General features: G+C 65.1%; 21 protein-coding genes. 6 read left to right on the forward strand and 15 right to left on the reverse strand.

All coding sequences use genetic code 11. The features are described 5' to 3' along the window. Window positions 1-159 precede the first annotated feature (159 nt). Both ACFC06_RS26640 and ACFC06_RS26645 read right to left on the reverse strand, forming a co-directional pair. The gene (locus ACFC06_RS26640) at window positions 160-810 is read right to left on the reverse strand and encodes a hypothetical protein (RefSeq protein ID WP_375937345.1); all 651 of its coding nucleotides are present in this window, start codon (window positions 808-810) and stop codon (window positions 160-162) included. 62 nt (window positions 811-872) lie between these two features. Beyond that, the gene (locus ACFC06_RS26645) at window positions 873-1,247 is read right to left on the reverse strand and encodes a hypothetical protein (RefSeq protein ID WP_375937348.1); all 375 of its coding nucleotides are present in this window, start codon (window positions 1,245-1,247) and stop codon (window positions 873-875) included. A gap of 330 nt (window positions 1,248-1,577) precedes the next feature. On the opposite strand from ACFC06_RS26645, the gene ACFC06_RS26650 reads away from it, so the two are divergent. The 3 genes from ACFC06_RS26650 to ACFC06_RS26660 all read left to right on the forward strand — a co-directional run bounded on the left by ACFC06_RS26650 (window position 1,578) and on the right by ACFC06_RS26660 (window position 3,786). Further along, complete coding sequence (locus ACFC06_RS26650) at window positions 1,578-2,138, forward strand: GNAT family N-acetyltransferase (protein WP_375937351.1); 561 nt, start codon at window positions 1,578-1,580, stop codon at window positions 2,136-2,138. Between the two features lie 229 nt (window positions 2,139-2,367). Next, on the forward strand, window positions 2,368-2,805 hold the full coding sequence (locus ACFC06_RS26655; RefSeq protein ID WP_375937354.1) for a hypothetical protein: 438 nt from the start codon (window positions 2,368-2,370) through the stop codon (window positions 2,803-2,805). A gap of 87 nt (window positions 2,806-2,892) precedes the next feature. Next, complete coding sequence (locus ACFC06_RS26660; RefSeq protein ID WP_375937357.1) at window positions 2,893-3,786, forward strand: ADP-ribosylglycohydrolase family protein; 894 nt, start codon at window positions 2,893-2,895, stop codon at window positions 3,784-3,786. Between the two features lie 371 nt (window positions 3,787-4,157). Here ACFC06_RS26660 and ACFC06_RS26665 read toward each other — a convergent pair whose 3' ends face one another. Then, entirely contained in the window at window positions 4,158-4,550 is a 393-nt protein-coding gene (locus ACFC06_RS26665; RefSeq protein ID WP_375937360.1) for a DUF732 domain-containing protein, read from the reverse strand. A gap of 260 nt (window positions 4,551-4,810) precedes the next feature. Between ACFC06_RS26665 and ACFC06_RS26670 the strand changes: the two genes are divergently transcribed. Further along, window positions 4,811-5,248 (forward strand): hypothetical protein, encoded by a 438-nt coding sequence (locus ACFC06_RS26670; RefSeq protein ID WP_375937363.1) that lies wholly within the window; start codon window positions 4,811-4,813, stop codon window positions 5,246-5,248. Between the two features lie 39 nt (window positions 5,249-5,287). Here ACFC06_RS26670 and ACFC06_RS26675 read toward each other — a convergent pair whose 3' ends face one another. The 12 genes from ACFC06_RS26675 to ACFC06_RS26730 form a co-directional block, all read right to left on the reverse strand. Continuing rightward, a complete protein-coding gene (locus ACFC06_RS26675; protein ID WP_375937366.1) occupies window positions 5,288-5,956 on the reverse strand; it encodes a hypothetical protein in 669 nt (222 codons plus the stop codon). Between the two features lie 224 nt (window positions 5,957-6,180). Then, window positions 6,181-6,645 (reverse strand): macro domain-containing protein, encoded by a 465-nt coding sequence (locus ACFC06_RS26680; RefSeq protein ID WP_375937369.1) that lies wholly within the window; start codon window positions 6,643-6,645, stop codon window positions 6,181-6,183. A 167-nt stretch (window positions 6,646-6,812) separates the two neighbouring features. Then, window positions 6,813-8,066 (reverse strand): McrC family protein, encoded by a 1,254-nt coding sequence (locus ACFC06_RS26685; protein WP_375937372.1) that lies wholly within the window; start codon window positions 8,064-8,066, stop codon window positions 6,813-6,815. After that, window positions 8,059-10,098, reverse strand: coding sequence for an McrB family protein (locus ACFC06_RS26690; protein ID WP_375937375.1), 2,040 nt, complete (start codon window positions 10,096-10,098; stop codon window positions 8,059-8,061). The genes ACFC06_RS26685 and ACFC06_RS26690 overlap by 8 nt, the downstream gene beginning before the upstream one ends. A gap of 141 nt (window positions 10,099-10,239) precedes the next feature. Beyond that, a complete protein-coding gene (locus ACFC06_RS26695; protein WP_375937378.1) occupies window positions 10,240-10,449 on the reverse strand; it encodes a hypothetical protein in 210 nt (69 codons plus the stop codon). Next, window positions 10,409-12,646 carry an AAA family ATPase gene (locus ACFC06_RS26700; protein ID WP_375937381.1) on the reverse strand — a complete coding sequence of 746 codons (2,238 nt, stop codon included), beginning with the start codon at window positions 12,644-12,646 and terminating at the stop codon, window positions 10,409-10,411. Before ACFC06_RS26700 ends, ACFC06_RS26695 begins: the two co-directional genes overlap by 41 nt. A 200-nt stretch (window positions 12,647-12,846) precedes the next feature. After that, on the reverse strand, window positions 12,847-13,188 hold the full coding sequence (locus ACFC06_RS26705) for a hypothetical protein (protein WP_375937384.1): 342 nt from the start codon (window positions 13,186-13,188) through the stop codon (window positions 12,847-12,849). 63 nt (window positions 13,189-13,251) lie between these two features. After that, window positions 13,252-13,833, reverse strand: a complete 582-nt coding sequence (locus ACFC06_RS26710) for a hypothetical protein (protein ID WP_375937387.1) — start codon at window positions 13,831-13,833, stop codon at window positions 13,252-13,254. A 31-nt stretch (window positions 13,834-13,864) separates the two neighbouring features. Further along, window positions 13,865-14,263: a hypothetical protein gene (locus ACFC06_RS26715; protein ID WP_375937390.1), complete on the reverse strand. Its 399-nt coding sequence runs from the start codon at window positions 14,261-14,263 to the stop codon at window positions 13,865-13,867. A 187-nt stretch (window positions 14,264-14,450) separates the two neighbouring features. Continuing rightward, on the reverse strand, window positions 14,451-14,636 hold the full coding sequence (locus tag ACFC06_RS26720; protein ID WP_375937393.1) for a hypothetical protein: 186 nt from the start codon (window positions 14,634-14,636) through the stop codon (window positions 14,451-14,453). A 269-nt stretch (window positions 14,637-14,905) separates the two neighbouring features. Then, window positions 14,906-15,490: an exonuclease domain-containing protein gene (locus ACFC06_RS26725; RefSeq protein WP_375937396.1), complete on the reverse strand. Its 585-nt coding sequence runs from the start codon at window positions 15,488-15,490 to the stop codon at window positions 14,906-14,908. Window positions 15,491-15,514: 24 nt separating this feature from the next. Beyond that, window positions 15,515-15,979, reverse strand: a complete 465-nt coding sequence (locus ACFC06_RS26730; protein ID WP_375937399.1) for a hypothetical protein — start codon at window positions 15,977-15,979, stop codon at window positions 15,515-15,517. Between the two features lie 480 nt (window positions 15,980-16,459). Here ACFC06_RS26730 and ACFC06_RS26735 point away from each other — a divergent pair, with 480 nt between their 5' ends. Together ACFC06_RS26735 and ACFC06_RS26740 are read left to right on the forward strand one after the other, a co-directional pair. Then, a complete protein-coding gene (locus ACFC06_RS26735; RefSeq protein WP_375937402.1) occupies window positions 16,460-18,466 on the forward strand; it encodes an N-6 DNA methylase in 2,007 nt (668 codons plus the stop codon). Further along, window positions 18,453-19,697, forward strand: coding sequence for a restriction endonuclease subunit S (locus ACFC06_RS26740; RefSeq protein ID WP_375937405.1), 1,245 nt, complete (start codon window positions 18,453-18,455; stop codon window positions 19,695-19,697). The genes ACFC06_RS26735 and ACFC06_RS26740 overlap by 14 nt, the downstream gene beginning before the upstream one ends. Window positions 19,698-19,704 lie beyond the last annotated feature (7 nt).

Below are 19,704 nucleotides of genomic sequence, written 5' to 3' on the forward strand. Positions count from 1 at the left end.
GGTACTGCACTCGACAGGGTGTGGGAGAGTAGGACACCGCCGGAACATCATTGCGAAAGGCCCTCCAACTTCGGTTGGAGGGCCTTTTTGCGTTCTGAGCAGTGGGAGAACACCCGGAGTCCGCCGGCTTCTCACACCGGCGGATCCCGCGGAGCGCAACTACTGCACGGTGATGCCGCTGGCAGCGAGAGTCCTTGTCACAGCAGCGATATCGGGCTCGACATTGTATGGCGGCCCGGGACGCAGTCGCCCGAACAGCAACTGGCTATCCAATCGGTAAGCCTCGGCGTCGGCCAGCAGATTGTCCACGTCCGGCCCACCCGGCGCCATCTCCAGATGCGGAACCAGCTCCAGAAGCAGTTCATCTCTGTCGATCACGCCGTGGAGCCCGCTGCTCAACCCATCATCGCCCAGGTCATCCGGATAGACCGCCCGCCCCCAAGCCCCCTCTTCGTACCAGTAGACGGTGCCCGCCCGGAAGTCTTCATACAGCTCCCGGAGCTTGTCGAACGGAAGCCATTCCGGCCCGCCCGCCAGCACATCGACCGGCGGGTCACAGAACCTCAGCTCACTCACTTCCTCCTCCCCATACAACAGAAACCGCCCCTCGCCCATGGACGTCAGTGTCCACACAGTGCAGGCGGAATCGTCCCAATGCAAACCTTCCCCGTCGATCCAATACCCCGTCCGCCCATACCCCTGCGCCTCATCCCTGCTGTTGGCTTGAAGCGCGGCAATGAACGCCCACCGCCCCCACAACGTCCTGGCATCCGGCAGGTCTTCCGGCCGTCCCGGCCGATGAATGGTCATCGCACATCCCCCATGGTGAATTCTGCTGTTGAGCAATGCTATCGGCTAAGGGTTCGCGATCGTCACGCCGCAATGCCCGCGGCGACAAGTGCTCTGCAGATCGCGGGCAGGTCGCGCGAACCCGGGTAGTCGTCATACGTGCGCAGCCGTTCGAGCAGTTGCCGCGGCTCGAGGCGACCAGCTTCGGCATCGGCGAGAAGCCGCTTCGCGGTGTCTCCGTGTGCCTCGTCGACGAGCTCGTCGGGATAGGGAGCACGAGCCCACACCCCGCGCTCATACCAGTAGACGCAGCCGACTTCGTGGCCCTCGATCCTTTCCCGAAGCGTGTCGTAAGGCAACCACGCCGGCGCTCCCGCGAGCATGTCGATCGTCGTGTGATGCCAGCGCAACTCACCGGAATCGTCGTCACCGAAGAGCACGAACCGGCCCTGCCCCATCCGGCGCATCGTCCACCAGGTGCAACCACCGTCGTCGTAGTAGAGCTCGTCGCCCGGTAACGCAGAAGCCGCTGCCGTATCGACACGGGTTCTCCTCGTCCCACGGGGTCATGTGCGCGGCCGCGACCAATGCCCATCGCGCCCACAACGTTTCGCCCCTCGGCAGATCCTCGGGCAACCCCGGGTAGTGCATGCTCATGGTGAGAGGCTTTCACATCGGCGGCCAGGTCGGACCACGAGCACGCACCGCCGAACCCGAGCGCCGATGTCGCTGCGGGCGACGACGGATACCCTGGTGTCGATGGCTTCGGGGAGCGAGGGGAGCGCCGAATGGCCCAGTCGCCGACGTTGTCCGCTGTGGAGATCGCCGCGGAGCGGGTCCTGCTGCGGAAGGCACGCGCTGCCGACCGGGAGCGGCTCATCGAGCTACGGACCGACTCGGAGGTCGCGGCCTATATCGGCGGTCCGCGTCGCAGGGAAGACGTCGAGCGATACCTCGACGAGATCGGCGGCGTGGCGAACGCCACCGACGCGCCTGGCACTTTCATCATCGCCGACAAGGCAACCGACGACCTCCTCGGAACATTCGAGCTCAGGCGTCGCGCCCCGGACCAGCCCGGTCGCGTCGCCGGCGGCGAGGAACTGGAACTGGGCTACCTGATGCGCCGCGAGGCCTGGGGCGCCGGCCTGGCATCCGAGGCCGCCACTGCCGTATTACGCACCGCCGCAGCCGAACTCCCCGACCAACCTGTCCTGATCGTCACCCAGACAGCCAACAAACGCTCGCTCGGCCTGGCGACCCGCCTGGGATTCCGCCCGATCACCATCTTCGAACAGTTCGACGCCGAGCAGGCACTGCTTGCCGTGAGTCTTCACCTGTTCAAACCCTGAGCCGGCTCGAGCATCCTGGAATACCGATGGCCCGGGAGCACAGGCGAAGGGTCGTCTACCTTGCAGGATGGATGAGTGCTGGATATGTTGACGCCATGAATCTTTCCACTGAGAAGGGCGTCGTGCGCCTCGGGCGATGATCCCCGGAAGGGCCCAGTCCCCGGGCGTGCGCCGTCGTGCGGGTGTTCGGCCGGTTGCCAGACTTCGCAAGCGTTCGACAACTGTCAGCGTGATCGGGTTCGACTATCGGCCAGGACCGCCCGGACGTACCGATGTCCATCAGATCGTGCCCCACATTGATTCCATCCCTCTCACCGATCTCATCGATACCTTCGAAATCTGCGCAGGCATGGAACCGGCGGGTGACGCGTACGGTGGCCTCGTCCCCGTATTCTTCCGGTTCGGGTCAGCGATCGACCATTTCCATATGTCCTCTTCCCGCAGTGAGCTGAAGACCCCCGTACTCGCCTGCACCTGCGGGGAAGTGGGTTGCTGGCCTCTGATGACGCGTATAGGCATGACCGGCGACCTCGTAGTGTGGGACTGCTTCGAACAGCCCTACCGCACCGCTCGTGACTACACCGGATTCGGCCCGTTCCTGTTCGACCGAGATCAGTACGACAAAGCCGTCCAGAAGCTCGACGTCGCAATCACTGCCCACAAATGACATGCCCATGTCGCATCGGCCCGTATGTGCGTGTTCGGGCAACGTCGGATTTGGGCCGGTGGTCGCACGGACTGTCAGACTGGCCGGATGAACCCTGATGCGCGGGCCCGGGCACTATCCTCTCTGCGTGGACTGGCGGTAGGGGACGCGTTCGGGGCGTGCTTCGACGACGCCATCAACCATGGCGCGTTGCGGTCTCGAACCCTGTTGCCCGGGCCGTGGTTGTGGACCGACGATACACAGATGGCGTGCTCGATCTTCGCTGTGCTCAGCGCCCACGGTCGAATCGATCAGGACACGCTGGCTCATTCCTTCGCCGAGCACTACGACATCTATCGCCGATACGGGCCCGGGACGAGCCGGATCCTGCGGCTCATGCGGCAAAAGGGCTATCCCTGGGCCGAACTCGCTCGACAGGCACGGGAGGGGCGGGGTTCGTGGGGCAATGGTGCCGCTATGCGGATAGCACCGCTGGGTGCGTGGTTCGCTGACGACCTGGACCGCGTCGTCGACGAGGCGACAGCTTCGGCGGTGGTCACCCACGCCCATCCCGATGCCGTAGCGGGTGCGGTCGCGGTGGCTGTCGCAGCTGCCTTGTTCTCGGCGCAACCTCGGCTACGCCGCAATCAGTTTCTCGGTGCGGTGGCCGCCCGTACCCCGGCCGGCCAGGTCCGAGACAAGATCAGGGCTGCCCAGGGCATCCGCGATTCCGGCACCGCGGCAGCGGAACTGGGGGTCGGGCACGAGACTTCCGCGCTCGATACCGTCCCGTTCTGCCTCTGGCTCGCGGCTCACCACGGCCACGATTTCGCCGATGCGTGCTGGAAGGCCGCCGTGGCAGGCGGTGATCGTGACACCACCTGCGCGATCATCGGCGGAATCATCGGTGCGGGCCCTGTTCTCGAGGGCGTGCCGCCCGAATGGATCGCGAGCTGCGAACCGCTACCCGAATGGGCAACCGCATCTACACCGCTCGCCTGACCCACGTCGACGAACACCCCGCCGGTCACCGCGTACTTCGCCGATGGCACCACCGCCACGAGGCTGTTCATATGCCCGATTGCCGCCCGGCGATTCGGCACAGTCCGGTGGAGGGTCGAGCCTCGTACCAGTAAGCACAGCCCAGCTCTGCCCCACTGATGCGGTCGTGCAGCTCCTCATACGGGAGCCACTCCGGCGCCCCCGCCAGCACGTCGATCGCGGGCCGATGCCACTTGACCTCGCTCGACTCATCCTCCCCATACAGCACGAACCGCCCCGCCTCGATCCGAGCCAGCGTCCCCCACGGTGTCGACCGCTCTGCTCCTGGGCCTCTGTTCCGGTTATCCGGGTCGAGGGGTCGCTGGAACCGCTCAGGGGGCCGCGTCGGGAAGGTTGTCGGCAGCGAACTCGGCTGCCGGCGGGCACAGGTATTTTATGCTCGCCCCCGCGACGACCTCCATGGAATGGAAGTCGTCTGACCGTGTGTTGGGCAGCAGCGCGCTGCCGAGATCGCCACTCCCGCTGTAGATCTGATAGCAGATCCTGCGGCCTTGTATGGCGAGGTCGGTATCGGAGATGCCACCGCGGTCCACGCCGGAAACTTCGATGGAGCGCAGGAACCCCGGCACGTCCTCGGTCAGCGCATCGATCTGCCCTTGCACCCATGGATCCGGACGGGGTGTGGCCTCGGCGATGCCGACGCAGAGCATCGCACCGAGCGCGAGTGTGGCGAGTAGCGGCGAAACACTACGGCGTAGCGTCATCTGCTCACCGTACCGGCGATGTGCGGTTGCTATGGGCAAGTCCAGGGACTTTCGCTGATTTCCCTGTGTGCGGAGCTGTGGCAGCCGTGATCTCGACCGGATCGCTTTGGATTCGAGAAGCTCGAGAGACGCCGGGCGCCGGCATCTCGAATCTCGTCCACACCCGGGGGTGGGGCGCGAGTAAGCCGAGGGGTTAGATGGGGGATCCGATGATCGGGGAGGCTTTTCGGGGAATGCGGGGAAGAATGAGAATTCGCGAGGTGGTCTACGCGACGAGTCTGGGTGTAGTAATGGCGGTGTCGGCTTGCGGTCACACGATCGACGGGTCGGCCGTGGCTGCTGAGGCGAACACGACCGTCGCGAACAACTGGAAATCGCCACAGGGAACCTGGATCGGCACCTACGAATGCTCCCAGGGGACCACCGGGTTGACGTTGACCGTGCAATCCGAGACGCATGCCGAGTTCGACTTCTATGCGCTACCGGAAAATCCCACGGTGCTGTCGGGCCGTTTCCACATGCGCTGGCAAGTCGAATCGGGCCGCCTCGTCTTTCGCCAATCGGCCTGGATCGACCGACCGGGTTCCTACGTGATGGTCGACCTCGTCGCCGACAGGACCGACAGCACAACCACGCTGAGCGGCCAAGTGATCGGCGGTGGCTGCACCACCTTCCAACTGAGCCGCGACGTGTCCTGACCACGTCGCCGGCTGCGGGTCATGCAGCCAGTCCCGCAGCTATGCCTGTGGTTTCGATGCCGTCGAGTGTTCCGCGATGATCCCGGCGGCAGCGAGGGTCCTGGCCGCGGCGGCACGGTCCGGTGGAGGATCGAATCGAGTTTCGCTGCGCAGCCGGTCGAGCAACAGCTGGGCGTCCAAGCGGTAGTCTTCAGCATCGGCGAGCAGGTTGTCGACGCTCGGTCCGTCGGTGGGCTCGGTCAGGTGGGGGATGAGCGCTCGGATCACCTTGTTCCGGTCGGCCAGTGCTGCCATGCCGCAGTCCAGGCCGTCGTCGCGGAGGTCGTCCGGGTAGGGCACACGCGCCCATACGCCGTTCTCGTACCAGTAGACACTGCCGACCTCGTATCCTTCGATCCGATCGCGCAGTTCTTCGTGCGGCAGCCAGTCCGGTGCGCCCGCCAGCATGTCGATCGGTGGCTGATGCCACTTGACCTGGCTCGTTTCGTCCTCCCCGTACAGCACGAACCTGCCCGCACCCATCCGGGAAAAGATCCACCAGGTGCAGCCGGAGTCGTCCCAGTGGAGACCATCGGCGTCGATCCAGTGGCCACTGTAGTTGTCCTCCGCCGCGCCTTCTGCGCGAACTGCGGCGATCAGCGCCCATCGGGCCCAGAGTATTTCGGCCTTCGGTAGGTCGGTAGGGCGTCCCGGTCGGTGAATGGTCAAGGTTGCGGACTCCTGGCTAGTGGATCTGGCGCTCGCAATAGCGTCGGTGCCGTGATTTCGCGAGATGGTGCGAACAACGATAGTTACTGTGCCAGTGCGAAATCGAGCAGTCACGTCCTGGTTGCGTTATGAAATCTCTGCTGCGACGCCACGTGGTCGCTGTCGATGTCGGCGAGGTCGACGCACGTCGACGCTCGCGGCTACGATGTTCTGCGAGGCTGCAATCACTTGGACGGCACGGGCGGGTAGAGCCTGATCTCGACCGTGGCGGCCAGCGGTTCCAATGCAGTCCTGATCAATGGGCTCACCTGTTCCCAGGTGAGCCCGCCGTGCCCGCACCCGAGGGCGGGGATCGCGATCGACTGAATTCGGTACCTCTCGATCGTCTCGACCAGGGTGGGTAGGCCGGCGGACACGTCATCGAGTCGGCTGGCCGAGCGCCAGTGTCGCTTCGTCGGGAAGTTGACGATCAATCGCGGCCCGCGGGCAGCACCGGTTTCCCACACGAACATCCGGCCGACGTGGAGACCACCCATCCGTGCTGTACGTGCATACTCCCGGAACATGTCCGGGTAGGCCTGCTTGAACTGCAGCGCGATCCCCTTGCCCATGACTCCGACGGTGTTGACTGCGTTGACAAGAACTTCGGTGTCGGCATCGAGGAGGTTGCCGGACTCTTCGCGGATCATGGGGTGAATGTACGAGGACCATCCGACAAGTACCGAGGTAGCCGACGAAGGCGTCCGGGGATCGCCGATCGAAGGCAGGCTGAGCCGCAGCCCGCCCGATGAGTCTCCGTTCAGCCATGCCCGAGTGCGATCACCGTGATCGGAGTGCCGTCAGCCACCCTGCCATCTCAGACGTCGGCATCGACATTCGCCCACAGTTCGGTACCCAGCCAGGCAGCTGATGCGGCGGGGTCCTGGTCGACATCGATGCCGATGGCGTGGATAGTGCCCAGTTGACGATCGCTTCCGCGGACCCGCAGTACTCGACGCGAGTGCCGGTGCGTACGCGGATGCACGATCGCGGCCGTGCGGGAGTCGGCGGGGGAGTACCCGCTGATATAGGTGAGCAGCTGATGGGTGTCGGCTGCGGAGACGGAGTTGTCCTCGTAGCGTTTGTATTTCGCGTCGATCGGAAAGCGCCGTGGTGTGGCTGAGGGCGCGAAGGTGACCACGATGTCCGGGCGGAATGTGCGAGGGGACAGGTCACCGGACACCATGATCTTGGCGGCGGTGGTGGCAGTGGCGGTACTCGTGCCAGGTGGTGCCGAATCGGCGATGAGCCGGGCAACCGCCTTCTCCCATACTCCGGGGAGGTGCAGGAGAAGGCTTTCCGCGGCGGCGCCGGTATCGGTGAGCAGGTCGGTGACACCACCGGCGCGCAGGATCAGACCCGCCCAGATGTGGGCGGGGCGGTAGCGGCGGTTGAGCCGGTTGTAGGTGGCCCGCGACAGGGCGCCGATGGCCCCGGACACTCGGCCGGCCGCGGGAAAGCTGGTTGCCAGATTCGACAGCCGTTGTGCGAGTGCGGGATCGGAGACCATCGCCCGAGCGACGTGGAGGGCATGGCCGCAGACCTCGTTCTCCCAGATGGACGGGCTGCGGTCGAAGGTGTCGTGGTGGAGCTGATCGAGGAGCCCGTAGCGCCGGGTGGCTTGGGTGACAGCGTCGAACCGGCCGCGCAGCACCGGGGCGAGCTGATGGTTGCGGACATAGTCCCGGCGTAGTCCGTCGCGGAGCAGGATCTGGCATTCGTGCGCCAGGGCGGCGGCGACGAGATCGGCGAAACCGTTTGGCGAGACGGACCAGTCGCGCGCCGTCGATTCGTGTGGGACCGGCACCGCCAGGGCGTAGCAGAGCCAGCGGATGAGGGACTCGCCGCTGAAGGCGAGCTTCGGCTCGATCACGAGCCGGAGGCGGTCCAGGTTGAGGACGCCGACGGTGGCGTCTGCCTTCAGGCGCCAACCCGTGCGCGACTCGTCCACGATGATGCGGCCCCGCGTCTGGAGCGCCCGCAGCCGGGCGAGGTCGTTCGGGGTGAGCAGACTTTCGGGAATCTGAGCGGATCCATACTCGCGCAGTCGGATCTCGCGCCGTTCACTCATCGAAGGCGACGCCGCTCGTTATGAACTCGGCCGCCAGTGCTGTCGGCAGGTCGGCGACCGTGATGATCTTGGGACGGCCGGTCTCGGGGTCGACGAGAGTCCCGAGGACGCGGTGCAGCAGTTCGGCACGGCCCATGCAGTAGTCCTCGAGCAGTGGCACGATGTCGTGATAGTAGGCGGCGGCGAGTTCCTCCTCCGTCGAGACCGGGAGACCGTTGTGGAGCAGGTAGGCGTGGCCGACCTGATGGTCGGCGTCGAGATGAGTGGCGATGCGGTCGTTGAGCGTGGACAGCAGTTCCGAGAGGTCGAGCGGGCCGATGGTGCCGGAAACGATCTCCGGGTCGGGTCCGACCTGAACGAATGCGAAGCGACGGCGAATCGCCGCGTCGAGGTGGCCGACACTGCGGTCGGCGGAATTCATCGTGCCGATGATCTGGACGTTGGGCGGCACCGTCAGGACGCGCTGGCTGATCGGCAGTTCGACGCCGAGGCCGCGCTTGTCGGATTCCAGAACGGTGATCAGTTCGCCGAAGACGCGGGGTAGATCGCCGCGGTTGATCTCATCGATGATCAGGAGGAATCTGTCGCTCTCGTCGGCCGCGGAAGCCTCGGCGCAGAGCTTGTGGAACAGTCCGTCGGTCAGTTCCAGGTGCAGGCCAGCCGTGCCGGGATGATGTGCGGGCTTGAAGCCTTCGACGAAATCCTCGTAGCCGTAGGAGGGGTGGAAGGTGACCAGGCGGACGCGGCCGGTGTCGAGCAGCTCGGTGACCGCGGCGTTGCGATCCGGTCCGTCGATGTCGGCGGCTCTACCGTGGAGGGCGAGAGCCACATTGAGCGCGAGCCGGGTCTTGCCGGTGCCGGGCGGACCGTGCAGGATGACCTGGCCTTTTCGATCCAGAGCCGCGGTGACCACGGAAATGGATTCAGGCAGTTCGGCTTCGATGCGATCCGTGCGCCGCTCGTGGGGCGAGCTGGTCAGCTCGGCGAACAGACTGTCCGAGACCTTGACGATGGTGCGACGCCATCCCTGCGGGGTTTCCAGCCGTCGGGCAACGCTGGTGTCCCATGCGACGGGGACCACGTGCTTGCAGTCCGCCCGCGTGTCGTCGAAGCGGTAGCCGCCGGTCACTGTGCCGACAGCGAGCACCGTGGACATGCCCTGGTTGGCGATGATCCGATCGCCCGCTTCCAGATCGCGGTAGGCGAGCAGGTTCTTCGCGCTGCTGATCGCACCTCTCGGCCACAGCGCGGTGAACGCCTCTTTGAGGTCGGTGTCGCTGGTGTATTGGGAGAGGTCACCGAGTTCGTCCCAGCCGACACAGATGTAGTTGCCGTCCCGGCAGTCCTCCCAGTATTTCGCCTGTTCGCCGGGCGCGATCTTCCAGATCGGGCGGCTGGGTTCGCGGGGATCGAAATTGTCGTAGAGGAATTGCATCACTTCGTGCGGTGCCCAGGTGGCCAGTTCCGGATCTCGCTGCACCAGCCCGAGCAGCTGGCGGTTCGCTCGCCAGGAGGTGGCGCCGCGTTCCGGGACGCCACCGAGACGAGCGATGAAGCTGCGCAGGTGCGAACCCGAGAAGATCGGCAGGAAGTGCCGCGGGAAGTAGGTCGCCAGCGACTTGGTCACCAAGGAGGGACCGAATCGCAATGCGTCGAGGTCGTCGAGCTCGTCGAAGGCCTCCCGGGCGGCCGCGTCGAACGCGGCCACGAACTGCCCACGCAGACGCTTCCACCCCGCCTCCAGATCCGATCCGAGCCGCGGAGCCAGATTCCACTCCCCGGAACTACGCCGGAAGATGATGTGCTTGCGCGCACTGCCACCACCGATGCCACCGAGATCGACCGTGTCGAACTCCATCAACCGGCAGTAGGTACCCGGCCCACATCCCAACGCGTAACGCTCGACCTCGAGCGTCGGCCAGTCCTCGAGCGGGAACTCGGCGAGGACTCGCTTCCGTTGTTGCTCGGCATTGGTGACGCGGTAGGCGACTCGGCTGCGGTCGAAGGAAGCGATCGCATCGGAGAGTTCCATCTGTCTTCAGTCCTACGGTCGGATTCGCGGTGGTCAACGGATGCTATCCGGCCGAGATCCCGCACCGCACCGTCCGCCGGTCTGACGCGGCACGACCGCTGCGGATCCGGTAGCAGGCGGACATCGCCTGGTCGCAGTTGTCTATGGAATCGTCCGGGCAGCGATGGCCGTATCGACGGCGCGGGCGACACGGTGCGCGGCGTCCTGCCAGCGGCGTAATTCCTGAACCGCCGGCGCCAGCTCGAAATCGTTGTGGTGGGCCGTCGTCGACAGCGCCGACCACAGCAAGCGTGCTTCGGCCGCGGCTTCCTCACCGAGGTATTTGGGCAGGACCAGTAGTTGCGCTCGCACTGTCACACGCACCATCTGGGGTGATACGGCCTGCGCCGAGGACACGCCTGACCTTGGTGGTCGCCGCGGACTCGATTGCGAGCCGGCAGCACAGGGCGATCATCTCGTCGGCTTCCTCGCGGGGGAGATTGCGGGTGAGGCTGAGGGCGCGGGCGTCGTCGATGTAGCGGCGGACGGGGTCGATCGATACCCGGACTTCGACGACGGATCGTTCCCGCCGTTGCACGTCGAGGACGGTCGCGGGAATCTGCAAACGCCGCACGGCTTCCGGAAGGCGCAGGTCATGGGTGAAGACGATGACCTGCCTGCTGCTCGCTACTTCGGCCAGTACGCGAGCCAGCCCGTCGACCTTGGCCGGGTCCATCGATTGCACGGGGTCATCGATCATCAGGAACCGGAACGGACTCTGCTCGGCGGTGGCTCGCGGCAGGAACAACGACAGCCCGAGTGCGTGCAGCTCGCCCTGGCTCATGACTCCCAGCGCCGCCCCGGCGACACCGTCGACGGTGACGTCGAGACTGACCTTGCGAGTCTGCGCCGTCCCTTCCAGCACCACATCGCCGAGCTCGACATTGCTCTGCTGGCGCAGCGTTGTCCAGACCCGCTGTGACAGTTCGGTCAGCGGTCGCATGCGCTCATTACGCAGGGTCGCGGCCGCGTTCTTGAGCCAAGCCTCCGCCGCTTTGACCGTTTTGAGCTCCTCGGGCGCGCTGACACAGGTCGTCGCACTGTCTACCCAGGCAGCGATCTGCCGGGCGAGCGGCGCCCACACGTCGTCGAGTCCGGCCAGTTCGGCGCGGGCACGTGCCTGCAGTGCCGCCAATTCCGCCCGCACCCGCTGATGCCGAACGGGCATTCGAGCAGGGAATGCAGCGGAATCGCCGACCGCGAGGCCGGCCCATTCCCGCCACGCCAGGACGGCGGACGCTGAGTCGATCGGGCAGTTCGACAGGGCCGCAGGGAGCGGACGGATCAGGTCGCGAACCTGGGCAACTGCCGACGCGTGCTGTTTCTGCGCCTCGGCGAGTTCGACGGTGCGGGCGCGGATCTCGGCGATCGTCTGCCGTGTGGCACCCCGCCACTGCTCGTCGAGTGCGCCTTCGCCGCACACCGGGCACGGGCAGTCGGTGCCCTCCGCGAGTTCGGCGGCCAGCACGAGGAGGTCGAGCATCCGGGAGCTGGTCTCGGCGTCGGAAGTCGCGGCGCCCAGCAGACGAGTCGTCGCGGCGGCGAGGTCGGTGAGAGCTGTCGCGACGGCTTCCTCCGATGGCAGTTCGACCGAGGCCACCGCCGCCAACGAGGTGGTCGCTCCGGATGATTCCCCGACGCCGAGCGCGATGCGCGAGAGCGCGTCGAGATCGACGCGGCGCGCCCGCAGCTGCTGCTCGACCGTTCGCGCGCGCTCGTCCTCGACGATCGAGAGTTCCGCGAGCAGCGTGTCCTTGCCGCGCCTGGTCTCCTTGATCGCCTTGTCCAAGTCGAGCCGTCGGCGCTGCAACCTCGCCAACGCGGTCGTCAGATCGTCCAGGCCGAGCAGACTGTGCAGCGCGTCGTACATGCCGCTAGGTGTCCCGTCGATGAGGGACCCCAGTTCGCTGTAGGAGAGGAACGGGCGATACAGCTCGAGCGGCCGCGCGAGTCGCGCGCGATCCAGCGGACCTGCGCCACCCGCCTTGCGCTCGGTTGTCCATCGACCGGCTTCCAGTTCGGTGCCCGGCTCCCAGCTCCCGGTGATGGTCAGCGGGTTGTCCGGGCACTCTGTCTGTAGTTCGACCGCGATGCGTGGTGTCGTGCCGTCGTGCAGGTTGCGCCAGCCGTCCTTCCAGATCTTGGACTTGTTCGCCCAGCGCTTGTTGTCGCCGGTGATGGCGAACTCCGCAGCTTCGGCGAAACTGGACTTGCCGCAACCATTTCGGCCGACCACGAGTGTCAGACCGAGTGAGGGCTGGACAGGGAGCCGGGCTTGCTGTCCGATTCCACGAAACCCGTTGACGGTGATCGACCGGACGAACATTCCGGCGAGTGCCTCGCCGGTACCGGCTGTCTCAGCGGCGACGCTCTCCGGGATAGACGCGAGAACGGTCTCGGCGACCTCGGGCGGCACTGCGGTGTCGACGGCAAGTGCCGCGGCGACGAGATCGGTGAGACGTCCGGTGGATGAATCGGACGTACTGGTGACAGATGACGATTCCTGCATCGACGATCCCCCTGGTCGTATGAGATGGCCCGAGGAGCCGGCGGGCCGAGACGCCAATCGTGAGCCGCCCAATTCTATCCGGGATCTCCCAGGTGGGCATGCGCTTGGCAAACTTCGAGATAGTTACAGCTGGTGGCGATTTCGAGAGAATCTGTACTGTGTCGCTCCGCTGGCGACAACTCGGCAACCGTCCAGTTCGGTCAGCAGGGACCGGGTATGCGGTGGCGCTGCTGGTCGGCGATCCACCACGACAGTGCGCCGGACCCGGCGCCGATGAGAGCCCCGGGGACGGCGCCGACGATGAAGATCGGCAGGCCTGCGAACGCGCCGATGGCTGCGCCGATGCCCGCACGCAGTTCCAAGGTGTCTCCGGGCATCATGCACATGGCCACCGGTCGACCGGCCTCGTCGAGGCTGACGAGGATCGCGGCGGCGGGCGTTGCCGTGGGCGCGGTGGTGGGCGAGGGTGCGTCCGCTGCCGCTGGGCCCGCGAGGGCGATGAGCGCCGATCCTGCGAGGGTGGCGATCGTGGTCTTCATCATGAGATCTCCGTCGTTGTCAGGCGGCCTGGGAAGGCCGAATGCGGATGGTGGGGTGGCGGTCCGTCACGACAGGGGTTCCGGCTTCACGCGGTCGACGAACTCGGCGGGCAGCGTCGCGATGGTCGGACTGTTCAGCTCGATCGGCATGATCCAGGGTGTTTCCTGGGTGCGTGGTGCGACGGTCCGTCGCTGCCGGTGTTCCTCGGTGAACAACCACGCCGTCCACACGCGACCGATGTGGTCGGCGACGGCGAGCGCCCTGAACCGCGCCTCGTCGTGCTCGGGTGCCGAATGCTCCGGGACGGGCAGGTAGGTCGGAACCACCAATGTGGTCTTCTTGCGCCGGGAGTATTCGGCGACGGCTTGGGCGATGCTCTCCTGGAGACGGGTGGTGGCGTCGACCAGGTCGTCGAAGACCTCGATCCGGACGGCGTGGGCGAACGACACCGGAGGCTCCGAACCGTCGGTGAGCACCACCGAGCGATCAGCGGTGAGCGAACGCATCTTCTCGACGTATCCCGGGTCGTCGTGCCGGAGGACGACGGCGTTCGTGTGGCGGACGATGTGCTCGGCGCTGCAGCTGGTCGTCCACACCGCGGTGTGTTCGGCATGCGGCTGCCGGTCGACGATCGCGAATCCCAGCATTGTTCTCCTTGTAGTCGGCGAGTCGGTGGTTCTAGTCGGTTTCGGGATCGGGCCAGTGGTCGATCCGGGCTGGACCGGGACCTGCATCGGTGTCGTCGAGGCGGCGCAGACCTGTGAGACAGGCCCCCGGAGTCTGACTGCCGGTCTGGACCAGAATCAGGCCGCCGAGCAGGAACATCTGGCCCACCGGCGCCTCGACCGCGAAGCCGGTCACCGTGAATCGGCCGTAGGAGTTCTGCTCGAAGTGCCCGAGGGCGGGGTCGCCGTGGCGCAACCGCGCCAGCTCGGCGCGCACGTCGGTGGGGGCGTCGAGTACATCGGCAGACCCGGCACTGAGGTCGAGCAGTTCCGGTACGGGGTTGACGGTCGAGGAGGACGTGTCGAGTGCGTGGCCGCCGATGAGCATGCCGCCGGTCGCCGAAGACCGCACTACTGTTCCACGCACCGCGAAGGTGCCGTACAGCTCGGAACGAAAGACGGCGGTTGCCGGCCCGCCCGAGGCGAGCGTCGCGAGGGCGGCCTTCAAAGCCCGAATGTTCCTACGTCGGGGCGGGCGGGGCAGGGTGGGAACGGTCATGTCGAGCTCCGGTCGGAGGGGATGGTGTGTGAGGGGTTCGCTATTTGCGATTCATCGCGTCGAAGATCGCGACGAGGATCCAGACCGGCAGCCAGAGCCCGCAGGTGATGAGCGTGAGCACCAGGTGCAGACCATGATTCGGTCCGCGCCGGACGATGAACGGGCCTGCCCCGACGCCGTTGTTCTGGGTGACCGAGATGATCGGCATGGGGTACCCGGGAGGCACTCCGTATCCCTGCGGAGCGGGGTACGCGGGAGTCTGAAGGGTGGGTGCGGGCGGAACATGCGGCGGCGCTGTCGGATACGGGAACGGCGGCGAGGCCGGCTGTGGTGCACCGGGAGGCGTCGGGTGGATGGGCCGCGGAGGGTAGGCGACATCACGTGGCTGGGGCGCCTGCCGATCCGGCGCTCCGTCGAGATGGTCCAACGGCAAAGTCGGATCGTGGACCGCGGGCGGGTTGGCCGGAGGGGTGGTCGGCTTGTCGATCGGCTCGCTCATCGCCGCACCCCACCGAGCCGGGCCAGACGGGTCCCGTTGATCCTGGCCAGGTCGGCGAGGTCGTGCGCCCCGGCCATGCGCGCGAGTGAGATCGCCACATCGGCCGCGGCCGCCGCGTCGGCACCTGCCTCGTGGTGGTTGTCGAGGACGATGCCGAGCGCCGCAGCGACCTGGTTCAGCTTGTAGCTACCGAGCCGCAGCTGACGCTTCGACCAGGCGTAGGTGCACCCGTACTGCCACCCCGGCGACACGATGCCGCTGAATTCACAAGCGCGGCTGAGGTTTCCCATGTCGAAGACGGCATTGTGCGCCACCACCGGCAGATCCCCGACTGTGTCCAGCACCCGCGGCAGCAGCTGCGCGAAGCTGGGCTGCTTGGCCACCAGGTTCGGGGTGATCATGTGGATCCGCATATTGCGGGCCGCGAACTCGCCGACCACGGCGGGCGGGCGGCACAGCCAGGAATGGGTGGCCACTCGCCGGCCTTTGTGCACGATGGCGACGCCGATCGCGCAGATGCTGCCGTGTTTGGGATTGGCGGTTTCGACGTCGAAGGCGGCGAAGGAGAGGTTCTCGGTCACTCGATGTCCTTGGGAGTTGGTTGGTCAGAGCGGGGTGATCGACTGGATCGTGACGACCGGCGTGGTGCTCGTATCACTGCTGACGCGGCCGGTGATCACTCCGGCCTTCTCGCCGACGACCGTGATCGAGTGGACGCGTTCCCAGTCGGTGCCCTCGTCGAGCGCGACGGTGACGCGATACCGCTTCGACGGATGGAACACGACGGGTGTCGTGGTGACGATCTCCAGTTCGTAGGCGAATATGCAGCCCGCCGAGCCGAAACACTTCTTCTCGGTGACGGTCAGCTCCGGCGCGATGTTCTGCGTGGAGGGGACGTCATAGACCGGGGGTGCCGGGATCGACGTATGGGCGATGGTGGCCGCCGGCGTGGCCGATGCCGCGGAATGGCTTGTCGCGGTGGTGTTGTCGCCGGTCCCAGCGACCGCGCCGATCGCGGCGAGCAGGACCCCGATCGTGCACAAGCCACCGACAGCGGCCAAGGCGATCACGAACGGCTTCGTACTGGCGCTGGGCGGGGCGGGCGGGCGCGGGGGCTGGAGGGGCTGCGGATGCGGATAAGTCACGGGCCTTCTCTGATCGTCTGGGTGGGCGCAGAGACCTCGCGAGGCGCTGCGGAGCGGAAGACTGCGGCACCTCGATGCGGTGCGTTGTACACAGCCTGGCTGATGTCGAAAACATTGTCAAGCGTGAGTGCGGATGTTGACGTTTCTTGAGTTTTAGTTAAGGATTGGCGTTGTATACGACCACGGTCGGGTGCTGTGGTGATCCCGCGAGCTCCGTCCCGAACCGGCATCCGTCGCATACGTCGACACGGCGGCAGCGATACGGTGAGACATTTCGCGGCGCGCACGGGCGTCCTGTGGCCGGGCGGTACGGCCTGTAACGAGGTCGAACCGGTCGCCGACGTGGTGACTATCGGCCCGAGCCCACGCGCTCGAACCCAGATGGCAATTTTGAGGAGGTAGTGAGTGGACACCGGCAAGCACAGCGAGCTGGCCAACCACGCGTGGTCGGTCGCCGACCTGTTGCGCGGCGACTACAAGCAGTCCGATTACGGCAAGGTGATCCTGCCGTTCACCGTCTTGCGGCGGCTCGAATGCGTGCTGGCGCCGACCCGCGACGCGGTCGTGGCGAAGGCGGAGTCCTTGGCGGGCAAGGACATCGACGTCCACAAGTTCCTCACGATGGCCGCCGGTGCGGTGTTCTACAACACCAGCGATCTGACGTTGAAGAAGATCGCCGCCGACCCGACATACGCGGGCAAGAACCTCCTCGCCTACATCAACTCCTTCTCCGAGAACGCGCGGGAGGTGCTGGAGAAGTACGAGTTCGCCCAGCAGATCCGCAAGCTGGACTCGGCCGGGCTGCTGTACCAGGTGGTCGGCAAGTTCGCGGACCTGGACCTGCGGCCGGAGGTGGTGTCCAACCACCAGATGGGCTACGTCTTCGAGGAGCTGATCCGCCGCTTCGCCGAACAGTCCAACGAGACCGCCGGTGAGCACTTCACTCCGCGTGAAGTGATCGAGCTGATGGTGAACCTGCTGATCGCGCCGGATGCCGACTTGCTCAGCATGCCTGGCGTGGTGCGTCGGGTGCTCGACCCGGCCTGCGGTACCGGCGGCATGCTCAGTTCCGCGGAGGCGCACATCACCGCCTTGAACCCGCAGGCGACGGTGGACCTGTACGGGCAGGAGCTGAACCCCGAATCATGGGCGATCTGCCGGTCCGACCTGATGATCAAGGGTGAGGACTCCGAGAACATCGTCCTCGGCAACTCCCTCGACGACAACGACGGCCACCCCAAGACCAAGTTCGACTACATGCTCGCCAACCCGCCGTTCGGCGTGGAGTGGAAGAAGATCAAGGACGACGTCGAATGGGAGGCGGCCAACCTCGGCGACGCCGGTCGCTACGGTGCCGGCCTTCCCCGCATCAACGACGGTTCGCTGCTGTTCCTGCAGCACATGATCTCGAAGATGAAGCCGGTCAACGCCGCCGGCGAGGGTGGTTCGCGCATCGCCATCGTCTTCAACGGTTCACCGCTGTTCACCGGTGCCGCCGAATCCGGTGAGTCCAATATCCGCCGCTGGATCATCGAGAACGACTGGCTGGAAGCTGTTGTCGCGCTGCCGGATCAGCTGTTCTACAACACCGGCATCTCTACGTACTTCTGGATCCTCACCAACCGCAAGAAGCCTGATCATCAGGGCAAGGTGGTGTTGCTGGATGCGCGGGACCACTGGGTGAAGATGCGGAAGTCTTTGGGGGACAAGCGTAAGCAGCTGAGCGATGAGCAAATTCAGGAGATCACGCGGCTGTACGGTGATGCGCTGACGGTTGCGAAGGATCCGACACACCCACTGCACGGCAAGGTGAAAGTCTTCGACAACGAGGACTTCGGGTATCGACGAATCACCGTGGAGCGGCCGCTGAAGCTGCGGTTCGAACTCACTGATGAGGGTTTGGACCAGCTCGCCTCGTCGGCGCCTGTTCGCAAACAGTACGGAGACTCTGACGTGTTTAGTGTCCTCTTGGCGCCGTTGGTGGGCACTGTTTGGAAGGGGAAGGCGGACGCTGTGTCTGCAATGCGCGACGCAGTTGTCGGTGCCGGTGAGGCATGGCCCAGCGGTGCACCTTTCGCCAAGGTCTTCCGGGAAGCCATCGGAACACGCGATGCGGAGGGTGAGGTTCAGATGCACAAGGGCGTACCCGAACCAGACTCTGACCTGCGCGACTTCGAGAACGTTCCGTTGGCCGAAGACGTCGATGAATACCTAGTCCGTGAGGTCCTGCCTCATGTGGCGGATGCATGGATCGACCGGACGAAGACAAAAGTGGGCTATGAGGTTCCATTTACGCGACACTTCTACATCTCTTCTCCACCTCGACCGCTGTATGAGATTGATGCTGAGCTGAAGGCGCTCGAGGCTGAGATCCAGAATCTGTTGGGCGAGGTGACCCGTGGCGTGGCCTGAGATTCCAATTCGTAGAGTTGTGGAGTGTCTTGATGGGCGCAGGGTTCCTCTAAATCGAGAGCAGCGGTCTGATATTCCGGGCGATGTCCCTTACTGGGGCGCTGGTGGGGTTCTGGACTACATCTGCGATTCGATTTTTAACGAACCTCTGGTTCTAGTCGGTGAAGATGGCGCACCGTTTTTTGACAAGAGTAAGAATGTCGCCTTCTATATCGAAGGTCCCGCCTGGGTGAATAATCATATTCACGCGCTTAGGGCAGTTGGGTGTGAACCTCGGTTCTTGATGTATGCACTGAATGCTGTTGACTATAGTCGCTATATTACCGGTACAACCCGCGACAAGCTAACTCAGGATGATCTAAAGCGAATCAACATTCCTGCTCCGTCAATAGGAGAGCAGCGGCGCATCGCTGACTTCCTCGATGCCGAAACCTCCCGCATCGATAATTTGGTAGGGGCGTCGCAACGCCTACGCGAGGGCTTGCTCGAACGTCGGGTAGCTGGCGTGATCGCCGCTGTATCTGGCCAAGGCCTGGTCGAGGGGCTTCGCCCCACAAAGCTCCCGTGGCTTGAGGCTATCGCGGTGGATTGGCCAGAGATCCGATTGGGTCTGGTAGCGAAGATGGGTAGCGGTCACACGCCGAGTAGGAGTCGGCCAGAGTGGTGGCAGAACTGCACTATTCCTTGGATCACGACCGGTGAAGTTAAGCAAGTGAGAAACGACCGCCTCGAAGATCTGGCCCAGACGCGGGAGATGATCAGCGAGGTTGGGCTGGCAAACTCGGCGGCTGAACTGCACCCCAAAGGCACAGTAGTGCTTTGCCGCACTGCGTCGGCGGGATACTCCGCGGTGATGGCATCGGATATGGCGACCAGTCAGGATTTTGTCACGTGGACGTGTGGCCCGAGGCTGAATCCGTACTACCTCCTGTGGTGTCTTCGGGCGATGCGTTCAGATTTGCTCGGGCGCCTCGCCATGGGATCTACTCACAAGACAATATATGTCCCGGACCTGCAGATGCTGAGGATTCCGCTGCCGCCGCTTGATATGCAGATCAAGATCGTCGAACTGATTCGTCAGCAGAACCGTAGGATTGATGGCTTGGTCGATGCCGTCGACAAGAGAATCTCGTTGCTTGCCGAGCGGCGCACCTCTCTCATCACCGCCGCAGTGACCGGCCAACTCGACGTCACCACCGCCTCCGGGCGGAATCTCACCCAGGGGGTATAGCGAACAA

The organism is Nocardia sp. NPDC056064, from assembly GCF_042266925.1.
Taxonomy (GTDB): domain Bacteria; phylum Actinomycetota; class Actinomycetes; order Mycobacteriales; family Mycobacteriaceae; genus Nocardia.

Excerpts from the sequence above, each read along its gene's own strand:
- ACFC06_RS26640 (WP_375937345.1), bottom strand. The coding sequence starts at position 810 with ATGACCATTCATCGGCCGGGACGGCCGGAAGACCTGCCGGATGCCAGG.
- ACFC06_RS26645 (WP_375937348.1), bottom strand. The coding sequence starts at position 1,247 with ATGGGGCAGGGCCGGTTCGTGCTCTTCGGTGACGACGATTCCGGTGAG.
- ACFC06_RS26650 (WP_375937351.1), top strand. The coding sequence starts at position 1,578 with ATGGCCCAGTCGCCGACGTTGTCCGCTGTGGAGATCGCCGCGGAGCGG.
- ACFC06_RS26660 (WP_375937357.1), top strand. The coding sequence starts at position 2,893 with ATGAACCCTGATGCGCGGGCCCGGGCACTATCCTCTCTGCGTGGACTG.
- ACFC06_RS26665 (WP_375937360.1), bottom strand. The coding sequence starts at position 4,550 with ATGACGCTACGCCGTAGTGTTTCGCCGCTACTCGCCACACTCGCGCTC.
- ACFC06_RS26680 (WP_375937369.1), bottom strand. The coding sequence starts at position 6,645 with ATGATCCGCGAAGAGTCCGGCAACCTCCTCGATGCCGACACCGAAGTT.
- ACFC06_RS26685 (WP_375937372.1), bottom strand. The coding sequence starts at position 8,066 with ATGAGTGAACGGCGCGAGATCCGACTGCGCGAGTATGGATCCGCTCAG.
- ACFC06_RS26690 (WP_375937375.1), bottom strand. The coding sequence starts at position 10,098 with ATGGAACTCTCCGATGCGATCGCTTCCTTCGACCGCAGCCGAGTCGCC.
- ACFC06_RS26700 (WP_375937381.1), bottom strand. The coding sequence starts at position 12,646 with ATGCAGGAATCGTCATCTGTCACCAGTACGTCCGATTCATCCACCGGA.
- ACFC06_RS26705 (WP_375937384.1), bottom strand. The coding sequence starts at position 13,188 with ATGATGAAGACCACGATCGCCACCCTCGCAGGATCGGCGCTCATCGCC.
- ACFC06_RS26710 (WP_375937387.1), bottom strand. The coding sequence starts at position 13,833 with ATGCTGGGATTCGCGATCGTCGACCGGCAGCCGCATGCCGAACACACC.